The following is a 23,364-nucleotide window of genomic DNA, read 5'->3' as shown; positions in this document are numbered from 1 at the left end:
CGGGCATGGCATTCCCCCTGGATCTATCTCAACGCCCACAGCCCCACGTAATTTTCCACCAAAGCGGTACAATGGCCTTTTTTTGGCCAAGTACCCCATCGCTCTATGAACAAGAAGATACCGCTCGCCCTGCTGAGCGCGGCGCTGTTATCAGTAACAGTCGCCGGGTGTAACCCGGCGGAAAAGGCCCCGCAGAAAATCGACCAGGAATCCAGCGCTCAAATGACAGCCCTGGACATCAGAGAAGCCCCTGAGGGCAAGCTTCCCCAAGGGGTAAAGCCCAGCGCCTACCACCTGGACCTGACTCTCGATCCTCGCAAAGATACTTTCAGTGGCCGTGTCGCTATCGACATTCAGCTGGACCAGGCCGGCAACCATATCTGGTTGCACGGCAAGAACCTGTCGGTAACCAAAGCCACTGCGCAACTGGCAGACGGGCGTGAGGTGCAAGCCAGCTACCGCGAGGTCCTCGACAGCGGCGTCGCCACGGTTGAATTCTCCGAGCAACTGCCGGCCGGCAGCTTCACCCTGCAGCTGGATTATGCCGCGGACTTTGATCGCAATCTGGCCGGCCTGTTTAAAGTGGAAGAGCAGGGCAATGCCTATGCCCTGGCCAAGTCTGAGTCCATCCAGGCGCGCAAATATCTGCCCGGTTTCGACGAACCCGGCCTAAAGGCGCCCTTCTCCATCAGCCTCACTGTGCCCGAGGGCTACGCCGCTATCAGTAATGGGCCGGAATTAAAACGCGAGACTGTGCCGGGCGGCATGGAGAAAGTGACTTTTGCCACCACTCCCCCTATGTCCACTTATCTGCTGTCCCTCTCGGTAGGTCCCTTCGATGTGGTTGAGCGCGCAGCTATTCCACCGAGTAAGTACCGCAAGAACCCTATCCCCCTGCGCGGTTTTGCGCGTCAGGGCCGCGGTGGCGATATGAATTACATCCTCGATATCACCCCCAAAATGGTGGAGACCTTCGAGAATCAACTGCAGCGCCCCTACCCCTTTAAAAAGCTCGATATTATCGCCGCGCCCCAGTGGCCCAGTGGCGCCACCGAGTTGTCTGCAGCCATCACTTATCGCGAGCAACGCATTCTGGTGGGCGATAACCCCGCTCCCGGCGCACGCCTGGCTCTGGTAGAGGTACACGCCCATGAAATCGCGCATATGTGGTTTGGCAATCAGGTGACTCCCCCCTGGTGGGACGACCTATGGCTAAAAGAGGGCTTCGCCACCTGGGGCGAACCACTGGCCCTGCGTATTATGGAACCCGAGGGCGGCCACGACCTGAACGCCGCCACCTACGCAATCGGCGCTATGCAGTTGGACTCCCTTGCCAGCACCCGCGCCATTCGCGAGCCTGTTAGCGACAACAACAATATCCGCAACGCCTACGACTCCATCACCTATTCCAAGAGCCTGGGCGTTATCAATATGGTGGATAACTACTTCGGCGCGGAGAAATTCCGTCCGGCCCTGGGCCGCTATCTGGAAGCTTTTAACGGTGGTGAGGCAGACTCCCCTTCTTTCTACAAAGTGATCGGGAAGGAAACCAATACCCCGGAACTGACAGAGACTTTCCGTAGTTTTGTCGAACAAAAAGGTGTACCGCAACTGGAGCTGGCCCTGGACTGCAGCAATCCGGCCCAAGCCAAACTGCATGTCACCCAGAGCCGCTACAAACCCCTTGGCTCACCTATTGCTACAACCGCACAACAGTGGAGTATCCCCTTCTGCTTTAGCAGCGACAGCGGCACCCAGCAGTGTCAGATACTGACCGGTAAAGAAGAGACCCTGGAACTCGCTGCAGGCAGCTGCCCCAGCTGGGTAATGCCCAACGCACAGGGCAGCGGCTACTACCGCTGGAACCTGCCCGAGCCCCAGTGGCAGGCCCTTACCGAGCACTTCACCCAGTTCGCCCCTACGGAGCAACTTTCAATTATCGACAGCGCCTTCGCTGCCTTCGAAGCCGGTAAGCTACCTGCTCCCCGCTTGCTCGACGTTGTGCGCCAGTCAGCGAAAGCAGACAAGCGCCAGGTAATTACCATGCCTCTGCGCTACCTGCGTAAGTACCGCGATAATTATCTCGACGATGCCGAGCGCTTGGCTTTCCTAAACTTTGCCCAGAACCTGTATCTGCCACTATTGAGCAACAGCGCGAGCAGCGAAGATGCCGACCAGCAAATGCTGCACAGCGCCCTGCTCGGTTTTATGGCACTGGTAGCAGAAGACCCGGATACCCGCAAACAGTTAATGGAAAAGGCTACAGCCTTTACCGGCTTTAACACCGAGCGCGATCCCCAGGCATTGAACTCCGACCTGTACGAAGCCGCCCTGACCGTGGCTATCCAGGATGCCGGAGAGGACTTCCTCACACACCTGATTCAAGTGCGCACCGAGCTGGATGATCCGCGCTTTGAAAACGCCAGTGCCAACGCCATCGGCAGCAGTAATAGCCCCAAGCAAATAGAGACTATCCAGAAGTTAGCACTCAGCGAACAGATGGGTCCGCGGGAGTCTTTTGCACTGATTCGCTACGCCCTGGCGCAGCCGCTGGTGCAGGAGCAACACTGGGCTTGGCTGCGCAATAACTTTGTTCAGGTTGTGGATAAAATCCCCGCGCAGATCCGCCGCCATACACCCGCATTTGCCAATGCCTTCTGCGATAAAAAACAATTGGATGAATTGCAGCAGCTATTCGCCCAGCACGGCAAGCTGACGCCCGGCTACCAGCGCAGCCTGGCGCAGACTGAAGAGCGTATTCAGTTGTGTATGGCATTGCAGGAAAAAGGCCAGTCGCTGATGGAGGCTCTACCAAAATCGGTAGAGCTGGCAAATAAATAAACCGCTATTTTTTGTTATTTATCCCGTACAGGGTGAGGAGATTTCCCCACCCTGTACACGCTAAGCCTTCCAACCAATAACCGGTGCAGACACCCGAATATTGCACCGATACCCTTCGATAGCTTTTTTTTAGTTCTCGCTTTTGCTGTGCTTGCGCAGGCGGAATGCCAGCCAGATCATGGGCAGGCCAAAGATAATGGCATAGGCCCCGATTACCCATACCAGTGCCAGGGCTCCGGCTCCAGGGCTGACCAAAATTGCCAGGCCAAAAATTACTGAGAGCACACCGATCGCAATCAACAACCACTCGTTGTCGATTTCCTTGCGCAGTCGGATCGCTCCAACAATTTCAAATATTCCCCGCACCAATGCCCAAGCACCGATAAAAATCACCAGTACCAAAGCGGTTACCTGGGGAAACATAAAAGTCACAATACCCGCAGCCAGGCTGATCAGGCCAGACACAATCAGCCACCAAAGAGGAGTGCTCGCATGCCGCCCCATAACTGCCGCCACCAAAGAAAAAATACCATCGAGCAGGGCATAGATACCAAAGAGCAATACCAGGGTGAGTAGTGACAACCCCGGCCAGATAAATGTCAGCACACCGAAGATTACCGCGATAACACCGCGCAACAGCAGTAACCACCAGTTGGCGGAGAGCACCTTCAATATGGGGCCGGCGGGGATAGGAGAAGTATCAGTGGACATAAGCAGTCCCCGGGTTACAGATCAGCATTGAGTGAAGCGCCAGGCTGTGAAGCCTTGCAGAGCCGAACATATTTTCCCTGGAACCAGCAAAAATAAGAGAGCGGCGGCCCACGGCCGCGACCAAATAGTCGACTCTGCAAAGACTATGATCGCGCCGCAGGCCGCTAATTTCAGTGTAGCCCTTAACGACAAGCAGGCGCAGAAATCTTGTGAACGGAAAAATCAGGCAAGCGAATAGTTAGAGAGCGGGTGCTTAGCATGGATGGGTTTTAGCGGGAGAAAAAAGGAGCGGAAAAGGAGACAACCGGCAGCCCTAAGGCTGCCAGCGGAGGGTATGGGTCAGGCCAACTCGCCGATCACACCGCGCAGTTTATCCACAATCGCATCGATCTCGTGTTTTTCGATAATCAGCGGTGGGGACATACACAGGGCATCGCCGATACCACGCGCCATTACCCCAGATTCCCAGGCCTTAAGGGAAGCCTTGCCTCCGAACTTACCTTTAAGGTTTTCAGGGGCACGTAGCTCGATAGCACCAACCAGACCGTAGTTACGCACATCGATCACATTGTCCATATCCGCCAAGCTGTGCAGGGCATTTTCCCAGTGCTGCCCGATTTCACCAGACGCGCGCGTGAGCAGACCTTCACGCTCGTAAATATCCAGAGTCGCCATACCCGCAGCGCAGGCCACTGGATGTGCGGAATAGGTGTAACCGTGGAAAAATTCCACCATACCTTCGGCGGCTGCATTCATAACAGTGTTATGAATTTCGTCTTTTACAAACACCGCACTCAAAGGCACCGCCGCATTGGTAATACCTTTTGCGGAGGTGATCATATCCGGAGTCACATCGAACTCGATAGAAGCAAAAGCGGAACCGGTGCGGCCCCAACCGGAAATCACCTCATCGAAAATCAGCAGCAGATCGTGCTTGTCACAGATCTCGCGCAGGCGCTTCAGGTAACCTTTGGGTGGCAGTACTACACCACCGGCACCAGCAAACGGCTCGACAATGACCGCAGCAATTTGATCCGCACCGTGGAAAGCCACTAGGCGCTCCAGGTCTTCCGCCAGCTCTATACCATGCTCCGGCAAACCGCGACTAAAGGCGTTGCGCTCAATATCCAGAGTGTGACGCATATGGTTCGCTTTCACCGGCTGGCCAAAGCCCTGGTAATTGGGAGCGATACCGCCCACGGAAATACCGCCGAAATTCACCCCGTGGTAGCCCTTTTCGCGACCGATAAACATGGTGCGAGTGCCCTTGCCACGCGCACGCTGGTATTGCAGAGCAATTTTCAGCGCGGTCTCTACGGCCTCGGAACCGGAGTTACCGAAAAATACATGATCCAGGCCATCGGGAGTGTGCTTCACCAAGCGCTCGGAGTATTCAAAGCCCAACTCGTGACCAAAATTGAAGATGGAGCTGTAGTCCAGGGTTTTCGCCTGGTGATAAATAGCTTCGGCAATTTCTGTGCGGCCGTGACCGGCATTACTGCACCAGAGACCGGCGGTGGCATCAATAATCTGGCGACCACCTTTTTCGGTGAGGTAGATACCCTCGGCGCGCTCAACAATCCGCGGGGCAGATTTAAAGGTGCGGTTGGGGGTAAAGGGCATCCAGAAAGCGTTGGTTGGCATTTCAGACATAAACTATATCTCCGCAAGTTCCCTGAAACTTCAAAATATTTACGTTGGGGAGCCAGCGACTCCCACGAATTTTTTCAGGCGCTTGTGCAATTTCAGACAAGCGCACGGCACTGCCGTTCGAAACTAAAAATCAGGCGCCGAAGCAGCAGTATTTGGTTTCGTAGAATTCGGCCATGCCTTCGACACCGCCCTCGCGGCCGATACCGGATTCTTTGTTGCCGCCAAAAGGCGCTACGGTAGTGGAGAAAACCCCAGTGTTACAGGCGATCATGCCGTAATCCAGCGCTTCCACCACACGGTTCGCGCGGCGAATGTTCTCGCTCATCACATAGGCAGCCAAACCGTAAGGGGTATCGTTGGCACGGCGGATCACATCGGCTTCATCGGTAAACTTCTGTACTGCGGCGATGGGACCAAAGTTCTCCTCCTGAGCCACCCGCATAGCATCTGTGACACCGGTCAGCAGGGTGGGCGCGAAATAGTTTTCTCCATTGGGCAGCTGCTCACCGCCAATCTCAATTTTCGCCCCGGCTTCTACCGCACCCTGTACCAGGTCCTGTACCCGATCCACCGCGCGGCGATAAATCATCGGCCCCATGCTGACACCATCTTCAGAGCCATGGCCGATTTTCAGTGCGGCCACTTCGGCACGCAGCTTTTCCACAAACTCATCGTGTACCGACTCGTGCACATAAATGCGATTGGTGGCCACACACACCTGGCCGGCGTTGCGGAATTTGGTCGCCACGCAGGCCTGCACCGCCGTCTCCATATCCGCATCGTCGAATACGATAAAGGGCGCATTGCCGCCTAGTTCCATGGACATCTTCTTCACGGTACTGGCGCACTGCGCCATCAGCAGCTTGCCCACGGCGGTGGAGCCGGTGAAGGTAAATTTAGCCACGCGCGGGTCCTGGGTCAGTACCTTGCCGATGCCCGGTGAATCGCTGCCGGTCACCACATTGATGGTGCCCTTGGGAAGACCCGCCTCCTCTGCCAGCTGGCACAACGCCAATGCGGACAGTGGAGTCTCTAGTGCCGGCTTGATCACCACAGTACAGCCGGCTGCCAGCGCCGGTGCCGCCTTGCGGGTAATCATGGCGTTGGGGAAGTTCCAGGGGGTGATGCAGGTCACCACACCCACCGGCTGGCGGATGGTGCTCAGGCGCATCGCCGGATTGTGTGTGGGGATCGTCTGGCCGTAGGCTCGGCGACACTCTTCAGCAAACCACTCGATAAAAGAGGCGCCATAAATTATTTCCCCTTTGGCCTCCGCCAGCGGCTTGCCCTGCTCGAAAGTGAGGAGACGCGCTAAATCATCGCTGTTATCCATAATCAGCTGGTACCAGCGCTTGAGGATGGCAGCACGTTCACCGGCGGTGCGTCGGCTCCACTCCGGGAAGGCGGCGCTCGCAGCTGCTACCGCCGCCTCTGCATCCTCCGCTGAACCATCGGCCACTAAGCCCAGTACTTCGCCATTGGCCGGATCGCGCACCTCTGCGGTGCCCGCAGCATCCCGCCACTCTCCATCGATATAGTTCTGAGACTTCAACAGGTTTGGATTCGCCAGTTCCACCGGAAAACTCCTGATAATTTACTGTTATTAATGGTATTGCGGCGATTCTGGCCGCAGCAGCCCAGGGAGAATAGTAGTATTTTTCGAACTAAAGTTTATATTTATCAAACTTAAGGGTGAAGTGGCTTGTCCACTCCAATCCCCACTCCGCGGGCAGTGCCTAAGCTACGGCAAACTAACTCAAATAACACGGGATAAATCGGCAGATGGGCAAGACAAAAAGCGCCTTGGGCGGGCGCCTCAGCGATATAGACCTTCGCCTGTTACGAGTTTTCCGTGAAGTGGTGCGCGCCGGTGGCCTGGCGCCTGCAGAGGTGGCGCTCAATATCGGCCGCTCCACCATTAGCGTACATATTTCCGACCTGGAAGCCCGCCTGGGTATGCAATTGTGCCTGCGCTCCCGCGGTCGTGCCGACTTCAAACTGACACCTGAGGGGGAGTCACTCTTCGAGGCCATCCTCGAATTGGATGGCCATCTGGAGGCCTTTAAAAGCCAGGTGAATGCCATTCAGTCTCACCTCACCGGAAATCTGCGTCTGGTGATGCCAGACGATGTGCTGGAGATACCACAACTGGATTTGCCGGCAACCATTGCCCACCTTCGCCAACAGGCCCCCCAGCTACACCTGGAGGTACAACTTGCCGCACCCCAGGAACTGGAGCTGGAGATACTCGCCGGCCGCGCCGATGTGGGGATTAACCCCTTGCACACACGTCGACCAGGCTTGGAATACCAGCCGCTATTCCACCACCAATCCACACTCTACTGTGGCGCCCAACACCCATGTGCCCAAGCGGATCAGGTCAGCGAGGAATTACTTACCCAGCAGGAACTGGCAGCCCCCAGTCATGCCGTGCTCTCTGGCGCGGCTCACCTTTACCGATTATTTCCCAACCGTTCCACCGCTAACCATATGGCCGCAAGGCTAGCGATGATTCTATCCGGCTGTTTTGTGGGCTTTCTACCGGATTATCTCGCACAAAAATATGTGGCGTGCGGCAAGCTGAAGCCGCTATTGGCCGAGCGTTTTCACTACCGCATTCAGAATGCTGCAACTTTTAAAAAAAATGCAGCAGACCACCCGGCTGTGCAGCTATTTTTGCGGGCTTTAGTAATTAAAAACTAACTATCGGCAAAGCCACAGTAGCCTAAATTGGTCTAGGTTACTGCTGCCCAGACGAAAGACCTATAAGCCATTAATGACTGGCAATAAACCCAAAGGTTTGCACTGTTATAAAAATGCAGCATATATACAATAACTGCGTGTCAAAATGAATCACATGGAAGCTTTATGATCGACTTTGAAAGTTCACCCATATTCAAACTGAAGCCTATTGATATCTCCGAGGCTAGAGATGATTTCAATAAATTTTTAATTGAAGGTGAATCTATCTTCGCAGGGTTCAAAACCATTCGCGATCAGGTGGTTTTTACCAACAAAAGAATTATCGCAGCCAACGTCCAGGGAATTACCGGCTCCAAGGTCGACTACACATCACTGCCCTACAGTAAAATACAGGCGTTTTCTGTAGAAAGCTCTGGCACCTTTGACCTGGACTGTGAAATCGTGGTGTATCTCAGCGAGGTGGGAAAGGTCAAATTTGAAATCAAAGGGTCTTTTGATCTTATCCAATTTAATCAATATATCAGTATGTATGTACTGGCTTAACAATATTGAAGGACGTCACAATTTAGGCCTTCAATTTTAATGTTAAGTCGGTATATTTATGCCACCACAGATTTTATACACAAGAGAGGGAAGTTCATGTCACACATGTGGTTAGAAAGTTTGATTACCGAGAATGCACAGCAAGGGTTTGAATTGGCCATGAAACTATCCAGAATGGGAGTGAAATACACCCAACCTTCGGATGAGGTCAGAGGCAAGTTGAGAGCTTCCTACGAGGAAAACGCAGATAGCTTGATCGCCTCATCCCAGGTAGTTGCCATCAACTTTCAGACAGTAGCGGCCGCCAATAACTACTGGCGCGGTTAAGAGATTTCAGCGCTTTACATTGAATTTGAAAATTAGCTAAAAGTTCTGTAAAGCGCCTCTCCCCTTTCCTCACCATAAATATCCAGTCAAGCTTTACCTAAATAAAACCAGTCCCCTGGCTGATATTCAACAGAATTCACTATAAACATCAAGAAACACCAGCATCCCCAATTCTTCAATCTATATTGCAACTATTCTTTCTTTTGGATGCCCGTGGCAGAGAAACCTTGATCTAGACATTGGTATAGATATCGATAAAGGTAAGGCTCAATTGAGCGGATCACATTGCCATTGGTACCTATCTCCTTTTGGAATATGGAGTGGTAATAGACATGAGTGAGCAAGAAGAACGACTTGTTACGGTCTGGGAAACCCATACAGCAGCCGAGTTTGAGCTAAAGGATGCTGATGCTGCTATCGCCACTATGACCGACAACCCTGTTTTAATTCACGTCCCGGTAAACACAGGTGCAACCGGAAAGGAACCCCTGAGGAACTTCTATAGGGATATTTTTATACCGCAGATGCCGGCCGATGTTAGCCTGGAGCTACTGACTCGCACAGTAGGAAAACACAGAGTTATCGATGAGTTTATCCTGCATTTGACACACTCCCTGCGTATGGATTGGTTCGCTCCAGGTATCGAAGCCACGGGAAGGAAACTGTCTGTTCCCCATGTTGCAGTAATTGACTTTGACGGCGATAAGATCAGCTCAGAACATATCTATTGGGATCAAGCCACTGTACTTAAACAAATGGGATTTTTGGATAACCAACTGCCAATTATTGGCAAGAGTCAATGCGAGCGGCTACTGAATGCCAATGCCCAAGCTAACGAGCTCATCCCATAAAGTATAAAAGCTAATAAACGGTAATCCTTAGCAGTATTGGGCTTTCTTCTAGTGCGCTCACCTCTCTTTCGCCAGCCGGTGAGATTGACCACTCTATGCCAGCCATTGTGCTTCATTCAAATTTTTGCCCTAATGCATCTATAGAAGCTCTCTACCGCGTCAGAGTGGTATGGGCATATCAAAAGGGGAAAGATATCGCCTTTCTGGGTGCCGCCTGGCAAGGTTTTAGCCCTGGTACCTGAACAGCAACTGCATTAAGTCCCCACAATAACTCTCGAGGAAGTAAGTGTGCGAACCCTGGGCAATTTCTTATGGTTTATTCTTGGCGGAGTCTTTATGGGACTTTGCTGGTGGTTTTTTGCACTAATCGCCTTTGTCAGCATTATCGGTATTCCCTGGGGTAGGGCCTGCTTTGTAATGGGCATGTTCTCATTCTTTCCCTTTGGACGTGAGGCTATTTCACGCAAGGAGCTGACCCTAAACGAAGATATTGGGACCAGTGGACTTGGCTTGATCGGCAATATCATCTGGTTCCTATTTGCCGGAATTTGGCTGGCGATTGGTCATTTGGTACATGCTATTGCCTGCTTTGTAACCATCATTGGTATCCCTTTCGCCATTCAACACTTAAAGCTTGCAGGTATATCCTTATCACCAATTGGAAAAACGATTGTAGTGACAGAAGTAGCCCAAGCTGCAAGGATGAAAAATGCTGAGACGATAGTTTCAAGAATGAGAGGAAACATCTAGCCATTTAAGAGTAAGGCCTTTCTGATAAATGGTTTCAATGAGACAAGGTGATCAATGAACCTTTAAGCCATTAGTACCAGATAGCTTTATTTAAATAGCAGACAATAAATTTATTGATACTGCATCTCCCTGTGATTCTACAGCGTCTTACAGTGAGTGACATAACAATCGTCACTCATTTTAATGAACACAGGGAGTATAACAATGAGAAAACTTACCTTAATTTTAGCTGGTACATTTGCTTTAGCTGTCAACTCTATTGGCTACGCCGCTGAAAATCCCATAATACCAGAGCAGGACACACCAGCAGCCCAAGTAATGCTATTTGGTGTTTTTCATTTTCATAATCCTGGATTGGATTCAGTAAAGTCAGAGGTAATCAACGTACTGACCCCCAATAACCAGCGCTATTTGGAGCAACTTACTAACAAGCTTGCAGATGAGGGGCCCACCCATGTATTAATTGAATGCCCGCCGACATATCAAAAAACAATAAATCGCAAGTTCAATTCTTATAAAAATGGCAACCATGACCTCAGCGTAAATGAGAATCAACAACTGGGATTTCGTATAGCGGAAAAAGCGGGACTGGACAAGGTACTTTGTTATGACGAAAGAAATGTTCATTGGAAAGGTGCTGAACTAAGAGATTATATGACCAAAGAAACACCGGAGAGAAAAAGAACTCATGACAAACTCATAGAGAAAATCGGCAAGGATACGTCTCTCAGGCACAGCACTTTATCTTTAGGTCAATTACTGCAATTCCATAATAGCTCAAAGGAAGATCAAGATAATATGAATCTCTATATTATGGAAAATGATATAGGTGCAGGTAAAGGTTTTATTGGGGCCGATGCAGCAGCAAGCTGGTGGCACCGTAATTTTCGTATGTACGCTAATATACAGGCCAAAGCCCAGCCAGGAACTAAAGTAATTGCTATCGGTGGCTCAGGTCATACTGCTATCCTAAAGACCCTTCTAGAGGTTGACAAAAGTCGCCGGGCGTGGGATATCAATAATTACCTCTAGAATTCCTACCTGGCTTATTTATCACTAACAATTGAGAGTAATACTCATTCCAATCCATACCCTTGGATATCACACTACATATAGTGCGATATCCAAGCTTAGCAAAAAATAAACACACAAGAAATTTTAACTTTAGTTTTCCCTCCCTAACTACGTGTAAGATAGTTTATTTTCAGCTCAGGAATTACCATACAAAAACAAGATTACATCCACCTTAATAATCATACCTATGATTTTGCTATCAATATTTCTATCTAGCTTTTGGAATAAATTCTTTCTCTAGAGCACTCCGATCCCACCCTCCAGTGCTCGCTGCAGCTTCATAGGTACTCTGCAGAAAAGCCAATAATGTTTCATCTGGTGCAGTAGACTTCCTCACCTCATCATAAGGAAGGATAAATTCAGACAGCTCCTTTGAATAAAACGCAGAATCCGGACTAACCTCTTGACCCGAAAATTTATCAGATGCAGGATACGTATAAGAATAAAATGCAGCATCTTTATAACCTCCTCCGCCGGGCCAAAACCCAGCACTACTGACTTCATGAGAGTATGCCTCTTGAGCAGCCCAGTCAGGGAAATTTGGAACGCCTCCAGGATGCAGAGGTGCCTCTCTGCCAGAGAAACGTGTAACCGCTAAATCAAAACTTCCCCAGAAAAAATGTACAGGACTGCATTTCCCTATAAAACGGGAACGAAACTCTTTAAAAACTCTATCTATTTGCACTAGCGCCTGCCAAAAACGGGTTGCAAACCTTGAGTCATAATGACAATGATTCCTATCCTCTTCAAAGGGGATACCATTGGCAATCTCACTAGGTGTGGTATAGATTTCAACTGAAAGACCAAGATCCCTCATTACATTTATAACCGCCATATAGAAATCGGCAACGCACATTGGCGTTAACGGTATGATACGCCTGCCACCATCACTGACCAATATTGAAAGTTGATGCTCAAGAAGATCAAATTCAATAGAAAAAGCTCTTCCATCATAGGGGATCAGAGAGGTATTCAATCCCCTTGCTGATATATAAAAAGGCACATGCCAGGAGTGATTTGTCCAAGGTGTCTGAACCAAGCGAATCTTACCAATGATCTGTGTCCACAGATGTAATGTGGCCACTGTGTCTGACCAATCTTGAAAGTGAAGTTCAGGCCAATCTGAATTCTTAGAACGATTTGAAGGCATCTTCATATTTCACTCCGATCACTCACAACAAATAAAATAAAAGGCTACTGCCTCAGCAAAAAAATAAGCAGCATTCGGAAAAATCCACAACAGTAACATTATCGACACCAAATGATTCTCTACATGCCAACATAACTTACAAATACATTATTAGTGTCACCAAGCAAATTCCCACGCCTTTGACTTGCAAACTACACTCTTCAGTCGAGAAACTAATAAGTTAATCGCGTTACCCCAAACATACCAACTCTAAACAACTGAATACCTGTCACGCATGAGCCGCAAAAGCCATACTGTTCTATTAGTCCCCGGGATTTTTGACCGGGGTACCTCTCTGTTAAAAATGCAACGTATACTTTCTGAAGCAGGCTATAACACACATTACATTCACTTGCGTTACAACTCAGGTTGGCACGGTATGGAGCATTTATCCGCTCAATTAATGGCAAAGATGGAGAATATACTTAAGGGAGAGGAGACTTGTACGTTGATAGGATTTAGCATGGGGGGAATTGTCGCGCGCTATTACCTACAAGCCATGAGCGGTATTGATAAGGTGCATAAATTTATCTCTATTGCCTCTCCACACCATGGTAGCTATTGGGCAAATTTTCTGCCATATAAAGGAGGGAAACAGCTACGCGTGGGTAGTGACTTCTTAAAATCTTTAAACAAGTCAATACACCTCTTGGAACAAACCCAACCTGTCTCAATTTGGACTAAATACGACATCACCATAATGCCACACAGCAGTGCCCAGCTGGGAATTGGTGTATCTTATGAGGTTCCGGTTATCTTACACAGATTAATGCCAATGAGTACTAAAGTTATTTCATTGATGAAAAATGAAGTCATAACAGGTATGGAGTAAATATATTTTATGAATAGCCTCATTAAGAAATTCTAAATGCTTAATATGCCTAGCCTACTTTCACAGGCAATTAACTATGAGTAATTCAGATAAAGAGACCGCCAAGCCAGAAAGTGCCATCCAGAATTATTACCGTAAATTCGAAAGCTTTATTGCACTACTTCTCACCTTTATCATTATTGTAATTGTTATTATCGCCATTAGTCGTCTTGCCTATTCTGTATACTCCATGCTATTGATCGGCATGAAAGATCCTCTTGATCACAAAGTATTCCAGACTATTTTCGGTGAGATTATTACCTTACTGATTGCACTGGAGTTCAGCCACACCCTGCAATATGTGGTAACCAAGCAGCAGAGTATTATTCAAACTACCGTTGTAGTCTTAATTGCTATACTGGCGCTTGCGCGTAAGTTTATAATTCTGGATCTGGATAAAGTCAGTGCGGGAGAATTAATCGGGCTGGCAGCTGCAACTCTAGCACTAGGATTAACCTACCTAATACTGAAAAACAAAAGAAGTAATTACTAATTTTTACAGTATATTAGTCACTTTAAATTGGGCGAAGTGCTGATTCACCATTCGCCCAATTAAGACTGGATTTATATACTAGTTATCACTCTCACGTAATGCATGATGTAACCGCACCGGCTTTGTTTTGCGCTCTTTCTTACTACGTAGGCGCAAATTAAGCATCTCCACTGCCATCGAGAATGCCATGGCAAAATAGATATACCCCTTGGGTACATGCACATCAAAACCTTCTACCACCAGGGTAAGTCCAACCATAATCAAAAACGCCAGCGCGAGAATTTTAACCGTGGGATGACGATCGACGAAGTCACCTATTGGTTTAGCGGCTACCAGCATAACCATTACCGCAAGAACAATGGCGACAGCCATAATGGAGATTTCATCCACCAGACCTACGGCAGTAATCACAGAATCGAGTGAAAATACGATGTCGAGAATGGCAATTTGCAGAAGCACCATGCCAAAGCCGGCGGTCCCCAGTGAGGCCGAATCAGTCTCAGCACCCTCCAAGCTGTTGTGTATTTCATGTGTGGCTTTAGCGATCAGGAACAAGCCGCCTCCCACTAAAATGATATCGCGACCAGATATCTCCATTGAAAAAATACTAAACAGCGGCTCTACCAGCCCCATAATCCAGACGATGGAAAACAATAATGCTAAGCGCATTACCATAGCAAGGGTCAGGCCAATAAAACGAGCCGGTTCGCGCTGATGGGGCGGAAGGCGCCCAACGAGAATAGAAATAAAAATAATATTATCGATACCCAGAACTATTTCCAGCGCTGCCAATGTAGCCAGAGCAACCCAGGCTTCCGGGCTGGCTATCCACTCGAACATAAAAATTCCTTATCCATTAATTATTCTGAAATGTTCTTCCCGTAACTAGGGGAGGCCAATATGGCACAGTCAGCGCCAAACTTTATCTTTTGTAGTCACCTGACTTCTCTACTAACTCAGTGTTCAGAAGAGAGTGTCAGGGAGTAGGCCATATTAAGCTACTCTATTCGCCTTGACGCAACCAGATCATGGCCTTATCTTCAGAATCAAATACCTTATACTCACCGCTGATAAACCAGCTCCCCACTTTACTAGCTATTTTCATCCAGCGCTTCTCAGAGATTACCGCAATCCGATTAAACTCACGGCCATGAGATAACCCTAACTTTAAATCGTCCCAAGCAGCGCGCGGCTCCCAACCCTGTAACTCCTTGGCATCCATTAGACAATCAATCTTGGGGTTTTCTACACCGGCAATAGCAGAGTTGAGCATGGGTACCATGGTCTGGTAATCCTCATGCGTCAGTTTTCCGCGAGCTCGCAGAGTCAAAAAGAAGTGATTGCCTTGTTGCTCCAAACCGATAGAAACACCGTGAGGTTGATCGCTCATAGGTCACCCTTAACTGACGTTTTCTACACAGGATAAGTTAGCTTTCAATACACACTCTAAATAAACACTTAGAAGTCGTTGCGCCAAAAATTAATGCTTTATTTTTATCAGGCTAAGAACATTACTTCTGCTTGAAGGAATACAATTTGGACACATGAAAATAGCTATTCTTCACAGGCTACCGGCCGTGATTTTCCGCATTGCCAACAATAGTCAAAGGCCGCCCCGTTCTCTTCACCACAGCTGGGGCAGGTCCAGCCTCTCTGTTCAGCTTCGGCATCCTGTAATAGCTGACAGGCCCGCTCATAATCTCGGTCTCGCTCCAACCAAAGTTCCGCCCAAGCTTGGTTCGGGGCCAGCTCTCCAGATGCACCCTGGGCAAATTCATTTTTCAGTTTGACCGCTATACCGGCAACTTCCAGGCGACTTTTAACCAGCTCCACCAGGAGGCGGTTTTCATGGGTATAAATGAGTTTCATGAGGTAAGAGGCCCTGCTCCAGAACCCCCAGAATACCCACAACCAGTAGATGAACCCAATAGATCAGCTCTATTCCTCTGTCGCAGCTGTGCAATCTACATGTCGACAATATTCTTCATGGGGGACCGTGATGATTTCCAGAACACTTTCTACGGTATTCAGTGCTGCCCGGCTATTAATAAGTACCCGCCCGGAACGACTGGCAATATATTCCAACACAGCCCTCCCCCTAGTACTTTTGTAAACCGCCAAAAGTTGCCCCTTTTCCACCGCATCGCCATGCCGGACAAATACTTCCATCCAATTGCCAATCAAACTGTGGACCTGTGTGGTGCGCATTGCCTGGGCATATATTCGCTCCACACTGACTAGCCCCGCAATTTCTCCAAACCTGGGGGCCTCCGCTGCCCGTAGAGGTGTTATTCCGCTGACAGCCAGGATAACGACAAACAGGCAGATTTTTCTCAAGCCAATTCTCCTCAAGCTGGTTTTTCCACAGACTCCAGCCCAGTTTATGGGCCATGTCGCCGAAGGCATTTTTAAAAGGCGATAACTTAGGTATAGCTGACTAAATAATTCACGCCAGATTGAATAGCTAGGTGACAGGAAAATAAAAGGAGTGATAAATAAACTAGCGAGGCAAAGAAAGAGCCACTATTTGTGGCCCTTTTGTAAATTTATGCTACTAAGATGCAGGAAGAGTGAATCTAGCTGAGATCTATCCAGGTGGATTTTAATTCACAGTACTTATCCAAGGCGTGCAGGGACTTATCCCGGCCGTTGCCCGACTGTTTAAAGCCACCAAATGGGACAGTGATATCCCCGCCAAAGTAGTTATTGACCCACACAGAGCCCGCATAGATATCGCGGGCCATACGATGGGCGCGGCCCAAGTTGTTGGTCCAGATACCCGCCGCCAGCCCGTAGATGGAATCATTGGCTATGGCGAGCGCCTCCTCCTCTGTTTCAAATTCGATCACCGACAGTACCGGGCCGAAAATCTCTTCGCGGGCGATGGTCATTTCGCCAGTCACATTGCGAAATACGGTAGGCTCGTAATAGTAGCCACCGGCCACCTCATCCACCGGCTGACCACCACATACCAGTTGCGCGCCCTGCTCCAGGCCCTTGGCCACATAGAATTCAACCGTATCGAACTGACTGCGATCGATCAGCGCACCCATTGCGGTATTGGGATCTTGTGGGTGGCCGGGCTTAAAGCGCTCAGCAGCCTTGCTTACCTTTTGAATAAACTCATCGGCGATGCTCTTTTCTACCAGCAGGCGTGAACCCGCAGTACAAGTTTCCCCCTGGTTATAGAAAATGGCCAGTGCTGCTGCATCGGCGGCCTTATCCAAGTCGGCATCAGCAAAGACAATATTCGGGCTCTTTCCACCCAACTCCAGGAAAGTACGCTTCAAGTTTGACTGACCGGAATACTCGGTGAGGGTCTTGCCTACTTCGGTGGAACCGGTGAAGGTGAGGCAGTCGATATCCATATGCAGGCCCAGCGCCTTACCCAAGCTACTACCTGGTCCCGGTAATACATTCAGTACGCCATCGGGCAGACCTGCTTTCTTGGCCAAACCAGCCAATTTAATCGCTGTCAGCGGGGTATTGGAGGCCGGCTTCAGAATCACACTATTGCCAGTGGCCAACGCCGGCCCCAACTTCCAAGCGGTGGTGGACAATGGGAAATTCCAGGGCACGATTGCCGCCACCACCCCCAGCGGCATGCGGGTTACCAGACCAAGCTCACCCGGGCCTGTAGGAGCAACTTCATCGTAGATCTTGTCGATGGCCTCACCACTCCAACGAATAGTGGTGGCTGCCCCGGGAACATCCACGGCCATGGTATCGCCAATGGGCTTACCCGCATCCAGGCTCTCCAACAGGGCAATTTCCACTAAGTGTTCTTCGATCGCTTCGGCAAATCGCACCAGAATTTTTTTGCGCTGCATCGGCGGCATTTTCGACCAGACACCGGACTCAAAAGTCTCGCGTGCCACATTGACTGCCAGATCGGCATCCTGTGGACCGCAGCTGGCGATCTGCGCCAACTCTTCACCATTGGCGGGGTTATAGGTGGCACGAGTTTCCCCAGATAGAGCATCTACATACTCGCCATTGATAAAGGCTCGGCCTTCAATCTTGAGTGAGGCCGCCAGAGCCTGCCACTCCTGCAGGTTTTGCGGGATATTATTTTCTTCTTTCATGGCACACCTCGTCTGAGACTATTAGTTTTTTCAGGTTATATCGAAAATGTGATCACAAATCAAAGGGGTTGCTGGCATCCGGCTTATTGTGGCTTGGCAAGTACATTAAGGGGCCCTAAGAGGCAGGCCCCTAAGTAGAATTACACGACCTCAGTCTCCACCTGTAACCAATCATCCTGTAACTGCATCATCAGCTTGTCGCCGTGATGCAGCTCACCGACGCCCGCTGGGGTGCCAGTCAACACCACGTCGCCGGGTTCAAGAGTAAAGTAACTGCTGATATAGGCCACCAAATCGAGTATCGGGGTGAGCATATGCTCAGTTTTACCACACTGACGTTGCTCGCCGTTTAGCCACAGCGAATAACTAAGCTTGTCCCAATCCGGCAACCAGTCCAATTTGACGAAAGAAGAAAGGGGGCAGGAATTATCAAAGCCCTTGGCCTTTTCCCAGGGGTGCCCGGCTTGCTTCAGTTGTGCCTGTAAATCACGCAAAGTGAGATCCAGCGAGAGACCCAGCCCAGCAATTGCCGGGGGAACTTCTGTCGCATTGGCGTCGGTCAATTTCTTACCGATCAGCAGTGCCAACTCACCCTCGAAGTGACAGCTGCCACGTCCCGTGGGCAGGTGAATAGGTTTGGCCATTTCTACTGCCGCAGTAGCCGGTTTGATAAACAGCAACGGCTCCTCAGGTACCGGATTATTCAACTCGGCGGCGTGGTCGGCATAGTTGCGCCCCACACAGATAATCTTGCCCAGCTTGTAAGGAACTTCACTGCCACAGGTAAATTGGTGTTGGTACATAAATAAATAAGATAGTTAGGATAGGAATTTCGAATAAAGCGATATAACCAGCATGTGCTATGATCGCGCCTTCGCCTGACTTCGGCACCTCTTAGAAGTGGCAAAGCACTTTTTACATCGCGTTACCCGCACTCAGTGAAGAGATAGTTTATGGCTCCGCACAATTCCGATCAAAGAAAGTCCCTGCAAAAAGACAAGATTCGCATCCTGCTGCTGGAAGGTGTACACCAGTCGGCTATTGATCTGTTGGCCTCCCGTGGCTACACCAACGTAGAGTTTCTAAAAACTTCCCTGCCCGAAGATCAGTTGATCGAGAAGATCGCGGATGCCCATTTTATCGGTATTCGCTCCCGCACCCAGCTGACCCGCAAGGTGCTAGAAAATGCCCCAAAACTGGTTGCCGTTGGCTGTTTCTGTATCGGAACCAACCAAGTGGACCTGCAAGCGGCCACTGAGCTCGGTGTTGCCGTATTTAACGCGCCTTATTCCAATACCCGCAGCGTGGCGGAGCTGATTATCGCCGAGACCATCTTCATGCTGCGCGGTATCCCAGAGAAAAATGCCGTGTGCCATCGCGGTGGCTGGCTCAAATCCGCAGTGGGCTCCTTCGAAGCCCGCGGTAAAACCCTGGGGATTATCGGTTACGGTGCTATTGGCTCGCAGGTATCAGTCATGGCTGAGGCCATCGGTATGCGGGTGAAATTTTATGATGTCATCACCAAGCTGCCGTTGGGCAACGCCAGCCAGGTAGGCTCCTTGCAGGAGTTACTGCGCGAGTCTGATGTCGTTTCCCTGCATGTACCCGAGCTGCCCTCTACCAAAATGATGATGGGTGCCGAAGAAATCGCACAAATGAAGCCCGGCGCCATATTGCTAAACGCCTCCCGAGGCACCGTGGTGAATATTGAAGCCCTGGCAGAAGCCCTCAATAGTAAGCACCTGGCCGGTGCCGCTATCGATGTATTCCCAGTAGAGCCTCGCGGCAATGACGATGAATTTCTCTCCCCACTGCGCGGCATCGACAACGCCCTGCTGACTCCCCACGTGGGCGGTTCCACCATGGAGGCCCAGGAAAATATTGGCACCGAGGTGGCGGAAAAACTGGCGCACTACTCCGATAACGGTACCACCACCAGCTCTGTGAATTTCCCCGAGGTGGCACTGCCAGGACACGCCGGTACCCACCGCCTGCTGCATATCCACAAAAATGTCCCCGGTGTATTGAGCGCCATTAACCAGGTGTTCTCAGATAATGCCATCAACATCTCTGCCCAGTACCTGCAGACTAACGAGACAGTGGGTTATGTGGTGATTGATGTGGATGCGGCTTACTCGGACCTGGCGCTGGAAAAACTGAAGAATATCCCCGGCACCCTGCGCTGCCGCGTGTTGTTCTAGCTCCCTAGAAAGCCCTCTATGGACGGGTGTGCGACTCCTCTGCCACCCGTCTTTCTGCGCCCTCGGCTGATCGATAAAAGGATTGATCCACCATGGCGCTCACTTCTACAATAGCAGTTCCTATTCTGTTGGTTCAGTCCCACACGCACCCTCTCGCGTGACCGGGCCCAAGCCAACATCGCATTTTCCATAGCAGGTGTTCCCTTGCGCAACAACGATACCGCCACTACCGGCTTTCTCGCCGGCGTTGCCGCCTTCCTTATTTGGGGGCTGGCCCCAATTTACTTTAATCAGCTACAAGGCATTCCCGCAGCTGAGATCCTCGCCCACCGCAGTATCTGGTCCTTCGCGCTGGCGCTGCTGATTATGTTACTGCTGGGCAAATTGCCCGATCTTATCCGCACTCTGCGCGACCACAAGAAAATGCGGGTGTTGGCCCTTACTACCGCACTGATTGGCGGTAACTGGCTGGTATTTATTTGGGCTATTAACAATGGCCATCTGCTGGAAAGTAGTCTCGGCTACTACATCAACCCATTAATCAATATTGTCCTGGGGGTTTTATTCCTAGGAGAAAAATTGCGGCGCCTACAATGGTTGGCGGTGGCGCTTGCCGCCATGGGTATTGTCCACGAACTCTGGCAGTTCGGCCGTGTGCCGGTCATCGCCCTATTCCTGGCTGGGTCTTTCGCCCTCTATGGGCTTGCGCGCAAACGTGCGCCGGTGGAAAGCCTTACCGGGCTGGCCATAGAGACCCTGTATATGTTGCCGGTAGCCTTGATCTACCTGCTTTGGAGCGCCAGCCCCACCAGTAACTTATTGAACAACGGCTGGGAACTAAACAGTCTGTTGGTACTGGCCGGCCCCGTCACCCTAGTGCCACTGCTGTTATTCACTATTGCTGCGCGCAGGCTGAACTTATCCACGGTGGGATTCCTGCAGTACATCGGGCCCTCACTAATGCTGGTGGTCGCCACCCAAATGCTTGGTGAGCCATTTAGCGAGGGCAAACTCACTACCTTTATGTTTGTATGGATGGGTCTAGCGCTCTACTCAATGGATGCCCTGGCGCAAAGACGCAAACTCCATTTGCAGGGCAAGGCCTCACTTTAAGGATAAGCTTCGCCAGCCCAGTGTGTGAAAATGGCGGCTACGGATAAGGATTAAGTACCGCCATGCACCAACCCCCTCGACTTTCAATCGATAAGTTGCCGCTTGGCCGGCAGCAGTTACTTACGGTGCTAATCGCCATACTGGCTTGGACCCTGCTCCTAGGACTTTACTGGAAAGGTACTTATCCAGAACTGCTGGTGCGCACCAGCAGTTCCGCACTGGCCGCGCTGCTGTCTTACAGACTGTTGGAACATTGGCCCCAAAAGTTACCGCAATCATTACCGCACTGGTCCCTTCAAGTTGTTGGGGTAGCTCTATCCATACCCTTGGCCTTACTGACCGTCTACATGGGCACAGCAGAAGAAGGTGGACCCTCATTTTGGCAAAACCACGACCAGCACCTGGGCTTTCTTGCCATTATGGTAACCGGTGTATTGTTTGCCCCCTGGATCGCCATGTCCGCCCTATTGCGACAGCGAGATGAAATAGTACGCGAGCAGGCCAGACAATTTGAACGTGCGCGGGGCGCACTGGAGCGGCAGGCACTGGATAGTCGCTTGCGATTGTTACAGTCCCAGGTAACGCCACACTTCCTTTTTAATACGCTCGCCAATGTGCGCGAGTTGGTGGATTCCGCCTCTCCACAGGCACCAGCACTACTGGACAGCCTGATCACCTATCTGCGTGCAACCATTCCACAGTTGGATTCAAGCCAGAGCACTCTTGGCCAAGAACTGTCCCTGGTCAAAGCTTACCTGTCCCTGATGAAAATGCGCATGCCCGATCGCCTGCATTTTTCTATCAATGCCGATGAAGAGGTTCACTCACTACCCTGCCCTTCTTTGGCCTTATTGACCCTTGTTGAAAATGCCGTTCGCCATGGCATAGATCCCAGCGAAAGCGGCGGTGAAATAAAAATACGTGTACTCCTACATAAAGGTATGTGCAGGGTAAAAGTTCAAGATACCGGGGTGGGCATGCAAGGTAAAACCAGCGGAATGGGGACAGGACTTTCAACATTGCGAGAACGTTTACGCCTTACTTTTGGGGAAACGGCTTCGCTGGAATTATCGGCCCTACAACCTCGGGGAATACTCGCAGAAATCCACTACCCTATCGCCAGGAAACAACACCTATGACACTGTGCACTGCTACCGCCCTGGTCGCCGATGATGAGCCCCTACTGCGTCAAGCCCTTATTCGCAAACTTGCCGCCCAATGGCCCGAATTGGAAGTTGTGGCGGAGGCGCGCAATGGCCGAGAAGCCATAGAGTTATTTGAACTCCACCAGCCGGATATTTGCTTTCTCGATATCCAAATGCCGGGTATTTCCGGCGTTGAGGCAGCACAGGAAATTGGCCGCCGCGCCCATTTGGTCTTTATTACCGCCTACGATCAATATGCCGTGAAGGCCTTCCAGCAAGAAGCCCTGGATTATCTGGTTAAGCCTGTGGAAAACGACCGACTAGCCAACACCGTGTCTCGTCTGCAAGAACGCCTGCAAATGACAAGCTCAGTAAAAAACAGCCTTCAGTCGTTGGAACAAATTACCGAGCAGTTTCAAAAGACGCAACCAAGCAATTATTTGCGCTGGATTAAAGCCTCTATTGGAAACACCCTGCGTTTAATCGCGGTAGAGGATATCCACTATTTACGTTCCGATGAAAAATATACGCTAATAGCCTGGAGTGAATCACATGGGAAGACATCTGAAGCACTGATTAAAACACCCCTAAAAGACCTTTCTGCCCAGCTGGACCCACAACATTTCGTACAAGTACATCGCTCAGTAGTCGTTAACTTTAAAGCCATTCAACATGTCATCCGAGACGGAGATACAGCTCAAATACATTTAAAATATTGCCAGGAAGTTTTGCCTGTCAGCAGACGCTATATGCACTTATTTAAGCAAATGTAACCAAAGCAAAGACTGGTTTTATACCTCGGTAATTAAAAGAA

The 23,364-nt window shown here is 50.2% G+C and carries 23 protein-coding genes; 13 read left to right on the top strand and 10 right to left on the bottom strand.

Translation table 11 applies throughout. The annotated features are described in order from the left end of the window. Positions 1 to 105 precede the first annotated feature (105 nt). Positions 106 to 2,841 (top strand): M1 family metallopeptidase, encoded by a 2,736-nt coding sequence (locus ACJJIC_RS04735; protein ID WP_445356534.1) that lies wholly within the window; start codon positions 106 to 108, stop codon positions 2,839 to 2,841. Positions 2,842 to 2,970: 129 nt separating this feature from the next. Here the strand turns inward: ACJJIC_RS04735 and ACJJIC_RS04730 are convergent, their stop codons facing one another. The 3 genes from ACJJIC_RS04730 to ACJJIC_RS04720 form a co-directional block, all read right to left on the bottom strand. Continuing rightward, positions 2,971 to 3,552: an HdeD family acid-resistance protein gene (locus ACJJIC_RS04730; RefSeq protein ID WP_445356533.1), complete on the bottom strand. Its 582-nt coding sequence runs from the start codon at positions 3,550 to 3,552 to the stop codon at positions 2,971 to 2,973. Between the two features lie 339 nt (positions 3,553 to 3,891). After that, on the bottom strand, positions 3,892 to 5,205 hold the full coding sequence (aptA, locus tag ACJJIC_RS04725; protein ID WP_444887420.1) for an omega-aminotransferase AptA: 1,314 nt from the start codon (positions 5,203 to 5,205) through the stop codon (positions 3,892 to 3,894). Between the two features lie 130 nt (positions 5,206 to 5,335). Next, the gene (locus tag ACJJIC_RS04720) at positions 5,336 to 6,781 is read right to left on the bottom strand and encodes an NAD-dependent succinate-semialdehyde dehydrogenase (protein WP_445356532.1); all 1,446 of its coding nucleotides are present in this window, start codon (positions 6,779 to 6,781) and stop codon (positions 5,336 to 5,338) included. Positions 6,782 to 6,987: 206 nt separating this feature from the next. Between ACJJIC_RS04720 and ACJJIC_RS04715 the strand changes: the two genes are divergently transcribed. The 6 genes from ACJJIC_RS04715 to ACJJIC_RS04690 all read left to right on the top strand — a co-directional run bounded on the left by ACJJIC_RS04715 (position 6,988) and on the right by ACJJIC_RS04690 (position 11,411). Next, on the top strand, positions 6,988 to 7,908 hold the full coding sequence (locus ACJJIC_RS04715; RefSeq protein WP_252083631.1) for a LysR family transcriptional regulator: 921 nt from the start codon (positions 6,988 to 6,990) through the stop codon (positions 7,906 to 7,908). A gap of 165 nt (positions 7,909 to 8,073) precedes the next feature. Continuing rightward, positions 8,074 to 8,451 carry a PH domain-containing protein gene (locus tag ACJJIC_RS04710; RefSeq protein WP_444910697.1) on the top strand — a complete coding sequence of 126 codons (378 nt, stop codon included), beginning with the start codon at positions 8,074 to 8,076 and terminating at the stop codon, positions 8,449 to 8,451. Positions 8,452 to 8,547: 96 nt separating this feature from the next. Next, positions 8,548 to 8,778: a hexameric tyrosine-coordinated heme protein gene (locus ACJJIC_RS04705; RefSeq protein WP_152455425.1), complete on the top strand. Its 231-nt coding sequence runs from the start codon at positions 8,548 to 8,550 to the stop codon at positions 8,776 to 8,778. Between the two features lie 332 nt (positions 8,779 to 9,110). After that, the gene (locus ACJJIC_RS04700) at positions 9,111 to 9,629 is read left to right on the top strand and encodes a nuclear transport factor 2 family protein (protein WP_444910698.1); all 519 of its coding nucleotides are present in this window, start codon (positions 9,111 to 9,113) and stop codon (positions 9,627 to 9,629) included. 288 nt (positions 9,630 to 9,917) lie between these two features. Further along, entirely contained in the window at positions 9,918 to 10,379 is a 462-nt protein-coding gene (locus tag ACJJIC_RS04695) for a YccF domain-containing protein (RefSeq protein ID WP_444910699.1), read from the top strand. A 204-nt stretch (positions 10,380 to 10,583) separates the two neighbouring features. Beyond that, positions 10,584 to 11,411 (top strand): DUF5694 domain-containing protein, encoded by an 828-nt coding sequence (locus tag ACJJIC_RS04690; protein ID WP_444910700.1) that lies wholly within the window; start codon positions 10,584 to 10,586, stop codon positions 11,409 to 11,411. 250 nt (positions 11,412 to 11,661) lie between these two features. Here the strand turns inward: ACJJIC_RS04690 and ACJJIC_RS04685 are convergent, their stop codons facing one another. After that, complete coding sequence (locus tag ACJJIC_RS04685; RefSeq protein ID WP_444899615.1) at positions 11,662 to 12,609, bottom strand: DUF5996 family protein; 948 nt, start codon at positions 12,607 to 12,609, stop codon at positions 11,662 to 11,664. 268 nt (positions 12,610 to 12,877) lie between these two features. Here ACJJIC_RS04685 and ACJJIC_RS04680 point away from each other — a divergent pair, with 268 nt between their 5' ends. Further along, a complete protein-coding gene (locus ACJJIC_RS04680; protein WP_252083637.1) occupies positions 12,878 to 13,474 on the top strand; it encodes an esterase/lipase family protein in 597 nt (198 codons plus the stop codon). A gap of 76 nt (positions 13,475 to 13,550) precedes the next feature. After that, positions 13,551 to 14,006 carry a phosphate-starvation-inducible PsiE family protein gene (locus ACJJIC_RS04675; RefSeq protein ID WP_444883029.1) on the top strand — a complete coding sequence of 152 codons (456 nt, stop codon included), beginning with the start codon at positions 13,551 to 13,553 and terminating at the stop codon, positions 14,004 to 14,006. Between the two features lie 78 nt (positions 14,007 to 14,084). Here the strand turns inward: ACJJIC_RS04675 and ACJJIC_RS04670 are convergent, their stop codons facing one another. The 6 genes from ACJJIC_RS04670 to ACJJIC_RS04645 all read right to left on the bottom strand — a co-directional run bounded on the left by ACJJIC_RS04670 (position 14,085) and on the right by ACJJIC_RS04645 (position 18,894). Continuing rightward, positions 14,085 to 14,846 (bottom strand): TerC family protein, encoded by a 762-nt coding sequence (locus ACJJIC_RS04670; protein ID WP_444887426.1) that lies wholly within the window; start codon positions 14,844 to 14,846, stop codon positions 14,085 to 14,087. A gap of 163 nt (positions 14,847 to 15,009) precedes the next feature. Continuing rightward, positions 15,010 to 15,396, bottom strand: a complete 387-nt coding sequence (locus tag ACJJIC_RS04665) for a SpoIIAA family protein (RefSeq protein WP_444899614.1) — start codon at positions 15,394 to 15,396, stop codon at positions 15,010 to 15,012. A gap of 164 nt (positions 15,397 to 15,560) precedes the next feature. Next, entirely contained in the window at positions 15,561 to 15,875 is a 315-nt protein-coding gene (locus ACJJIC_RS04660; RefSeq protein WP_252083641.1) for a putative signal transducing protein, read from the bottom strand. Between the two features lie 69 nt (positions 15,876 to 15,944). Beyond that, a complete protein-coding gene (locus ACJJIC_RS04655) occupies positions 15,945 to 16,343 on the bottom strand; it encodes a biotin/lipoyl attachment domain-containing protein (RefSeq protein ID WP_252083642.1) in 399 nt (132 codons plus the stop codon). 239 nt (positions 16,344 to 16,582) lie between these two features. Continuing rightward, a complete protein-coding gene (locus ACJJIC_RS04650; protein WP_444910703.1) occupies positions 16,583 to 18,091 on the bottom strand; it encodes an aldehyde dehydrogenase in 1,509 nt (502 codons plus the stop codon). A 140-nt stretch (positions 18,092 to 18,231) separates the two neighbouring features. Then, positions 18,232 to 18,894: a fumarylacetoacetate hydrolase family protein gene (locus ACJJIC_RS04645; protein WP_445356531.1), complete on the bottom strand. Its 663-nt coding sequence runs from the start codon at positions 18,892 to 18,894 to the stop codon at positions 18,232 to 18,234. Between the two features lie 150 nt (positions 18,895 to 19,044). Here ACJJIC_RS04645 and serA point away from each other — a divergent pair, with 150 nt between their 5' ends. The 4 genes from serA (at position 19,045) to ACJJIC_RS04625 (ending at position 23,323) form a co-directional block, all read left to right on the top strand. Continuing rightward, entirely contained in the window at positions 19,045 to 20,292 is a 1,248-nt protein-coding gene (serA, locus tag ACJJIC_RS04640) for a phosphoglycerate dehydrogenase (RefSeq protein ID WP_444887428.1), read from the top strand. Positions 20,293 to 20,496: 204 nt separating this feature from the next. Next, positions 20,497 to 21,405: an EamA family transporter RarD gene (gene rarD / locus ACJJIC_RS04635; RefSeq protein ID WP_444883034.1), complete on the top strand. Its 909-nt coding sequence runs from the start codon at positions 20,497 to 20,499 to the stop codon at positions 21,403 to 21,405. Between the two features lie 62 nt (positions 21,406 to 21,467). Next, a complete protein-coding gene (locus ACJJIC_RS04630; RefSeq protein ID WP_445356530.1) occupies positions 21,468 to 22,544 on the top strand; it encodes a sensor histidine kinase in 1,077 nt (358 codons plus the stop codon). Continuing rightward, positions 22,541 to 23,323 carry a LytR/AlgR family response regulator transcription factor gene (locus tag ACJJIC_RS04625; protein WP_252083648.1) on the top strand — a complete coding sequence of 261 codons (783 nt, stop codon included), beginning with the start codon at positions 22,541 to 22,543 and terminating at the stop codon, positions 23,321 to 23,323. The genes ACJJIC_RS04630 and ACJJIC_RS04625 overlap by 4 nt, the downstream gene beginning before the upstream one ends. The last annotated feature ends 41 nt before the right edge of the window (positions 23,324 to 23,364 follow it).

It is taken from the genome of Microbulbifer mixtoriginis (SeqCode), assembly GCF_052468275.1.
Note: the sequence above shows the minus strand (reverse complement) of the source record. Positions and strands in the feature narration are given on the sequence as shown.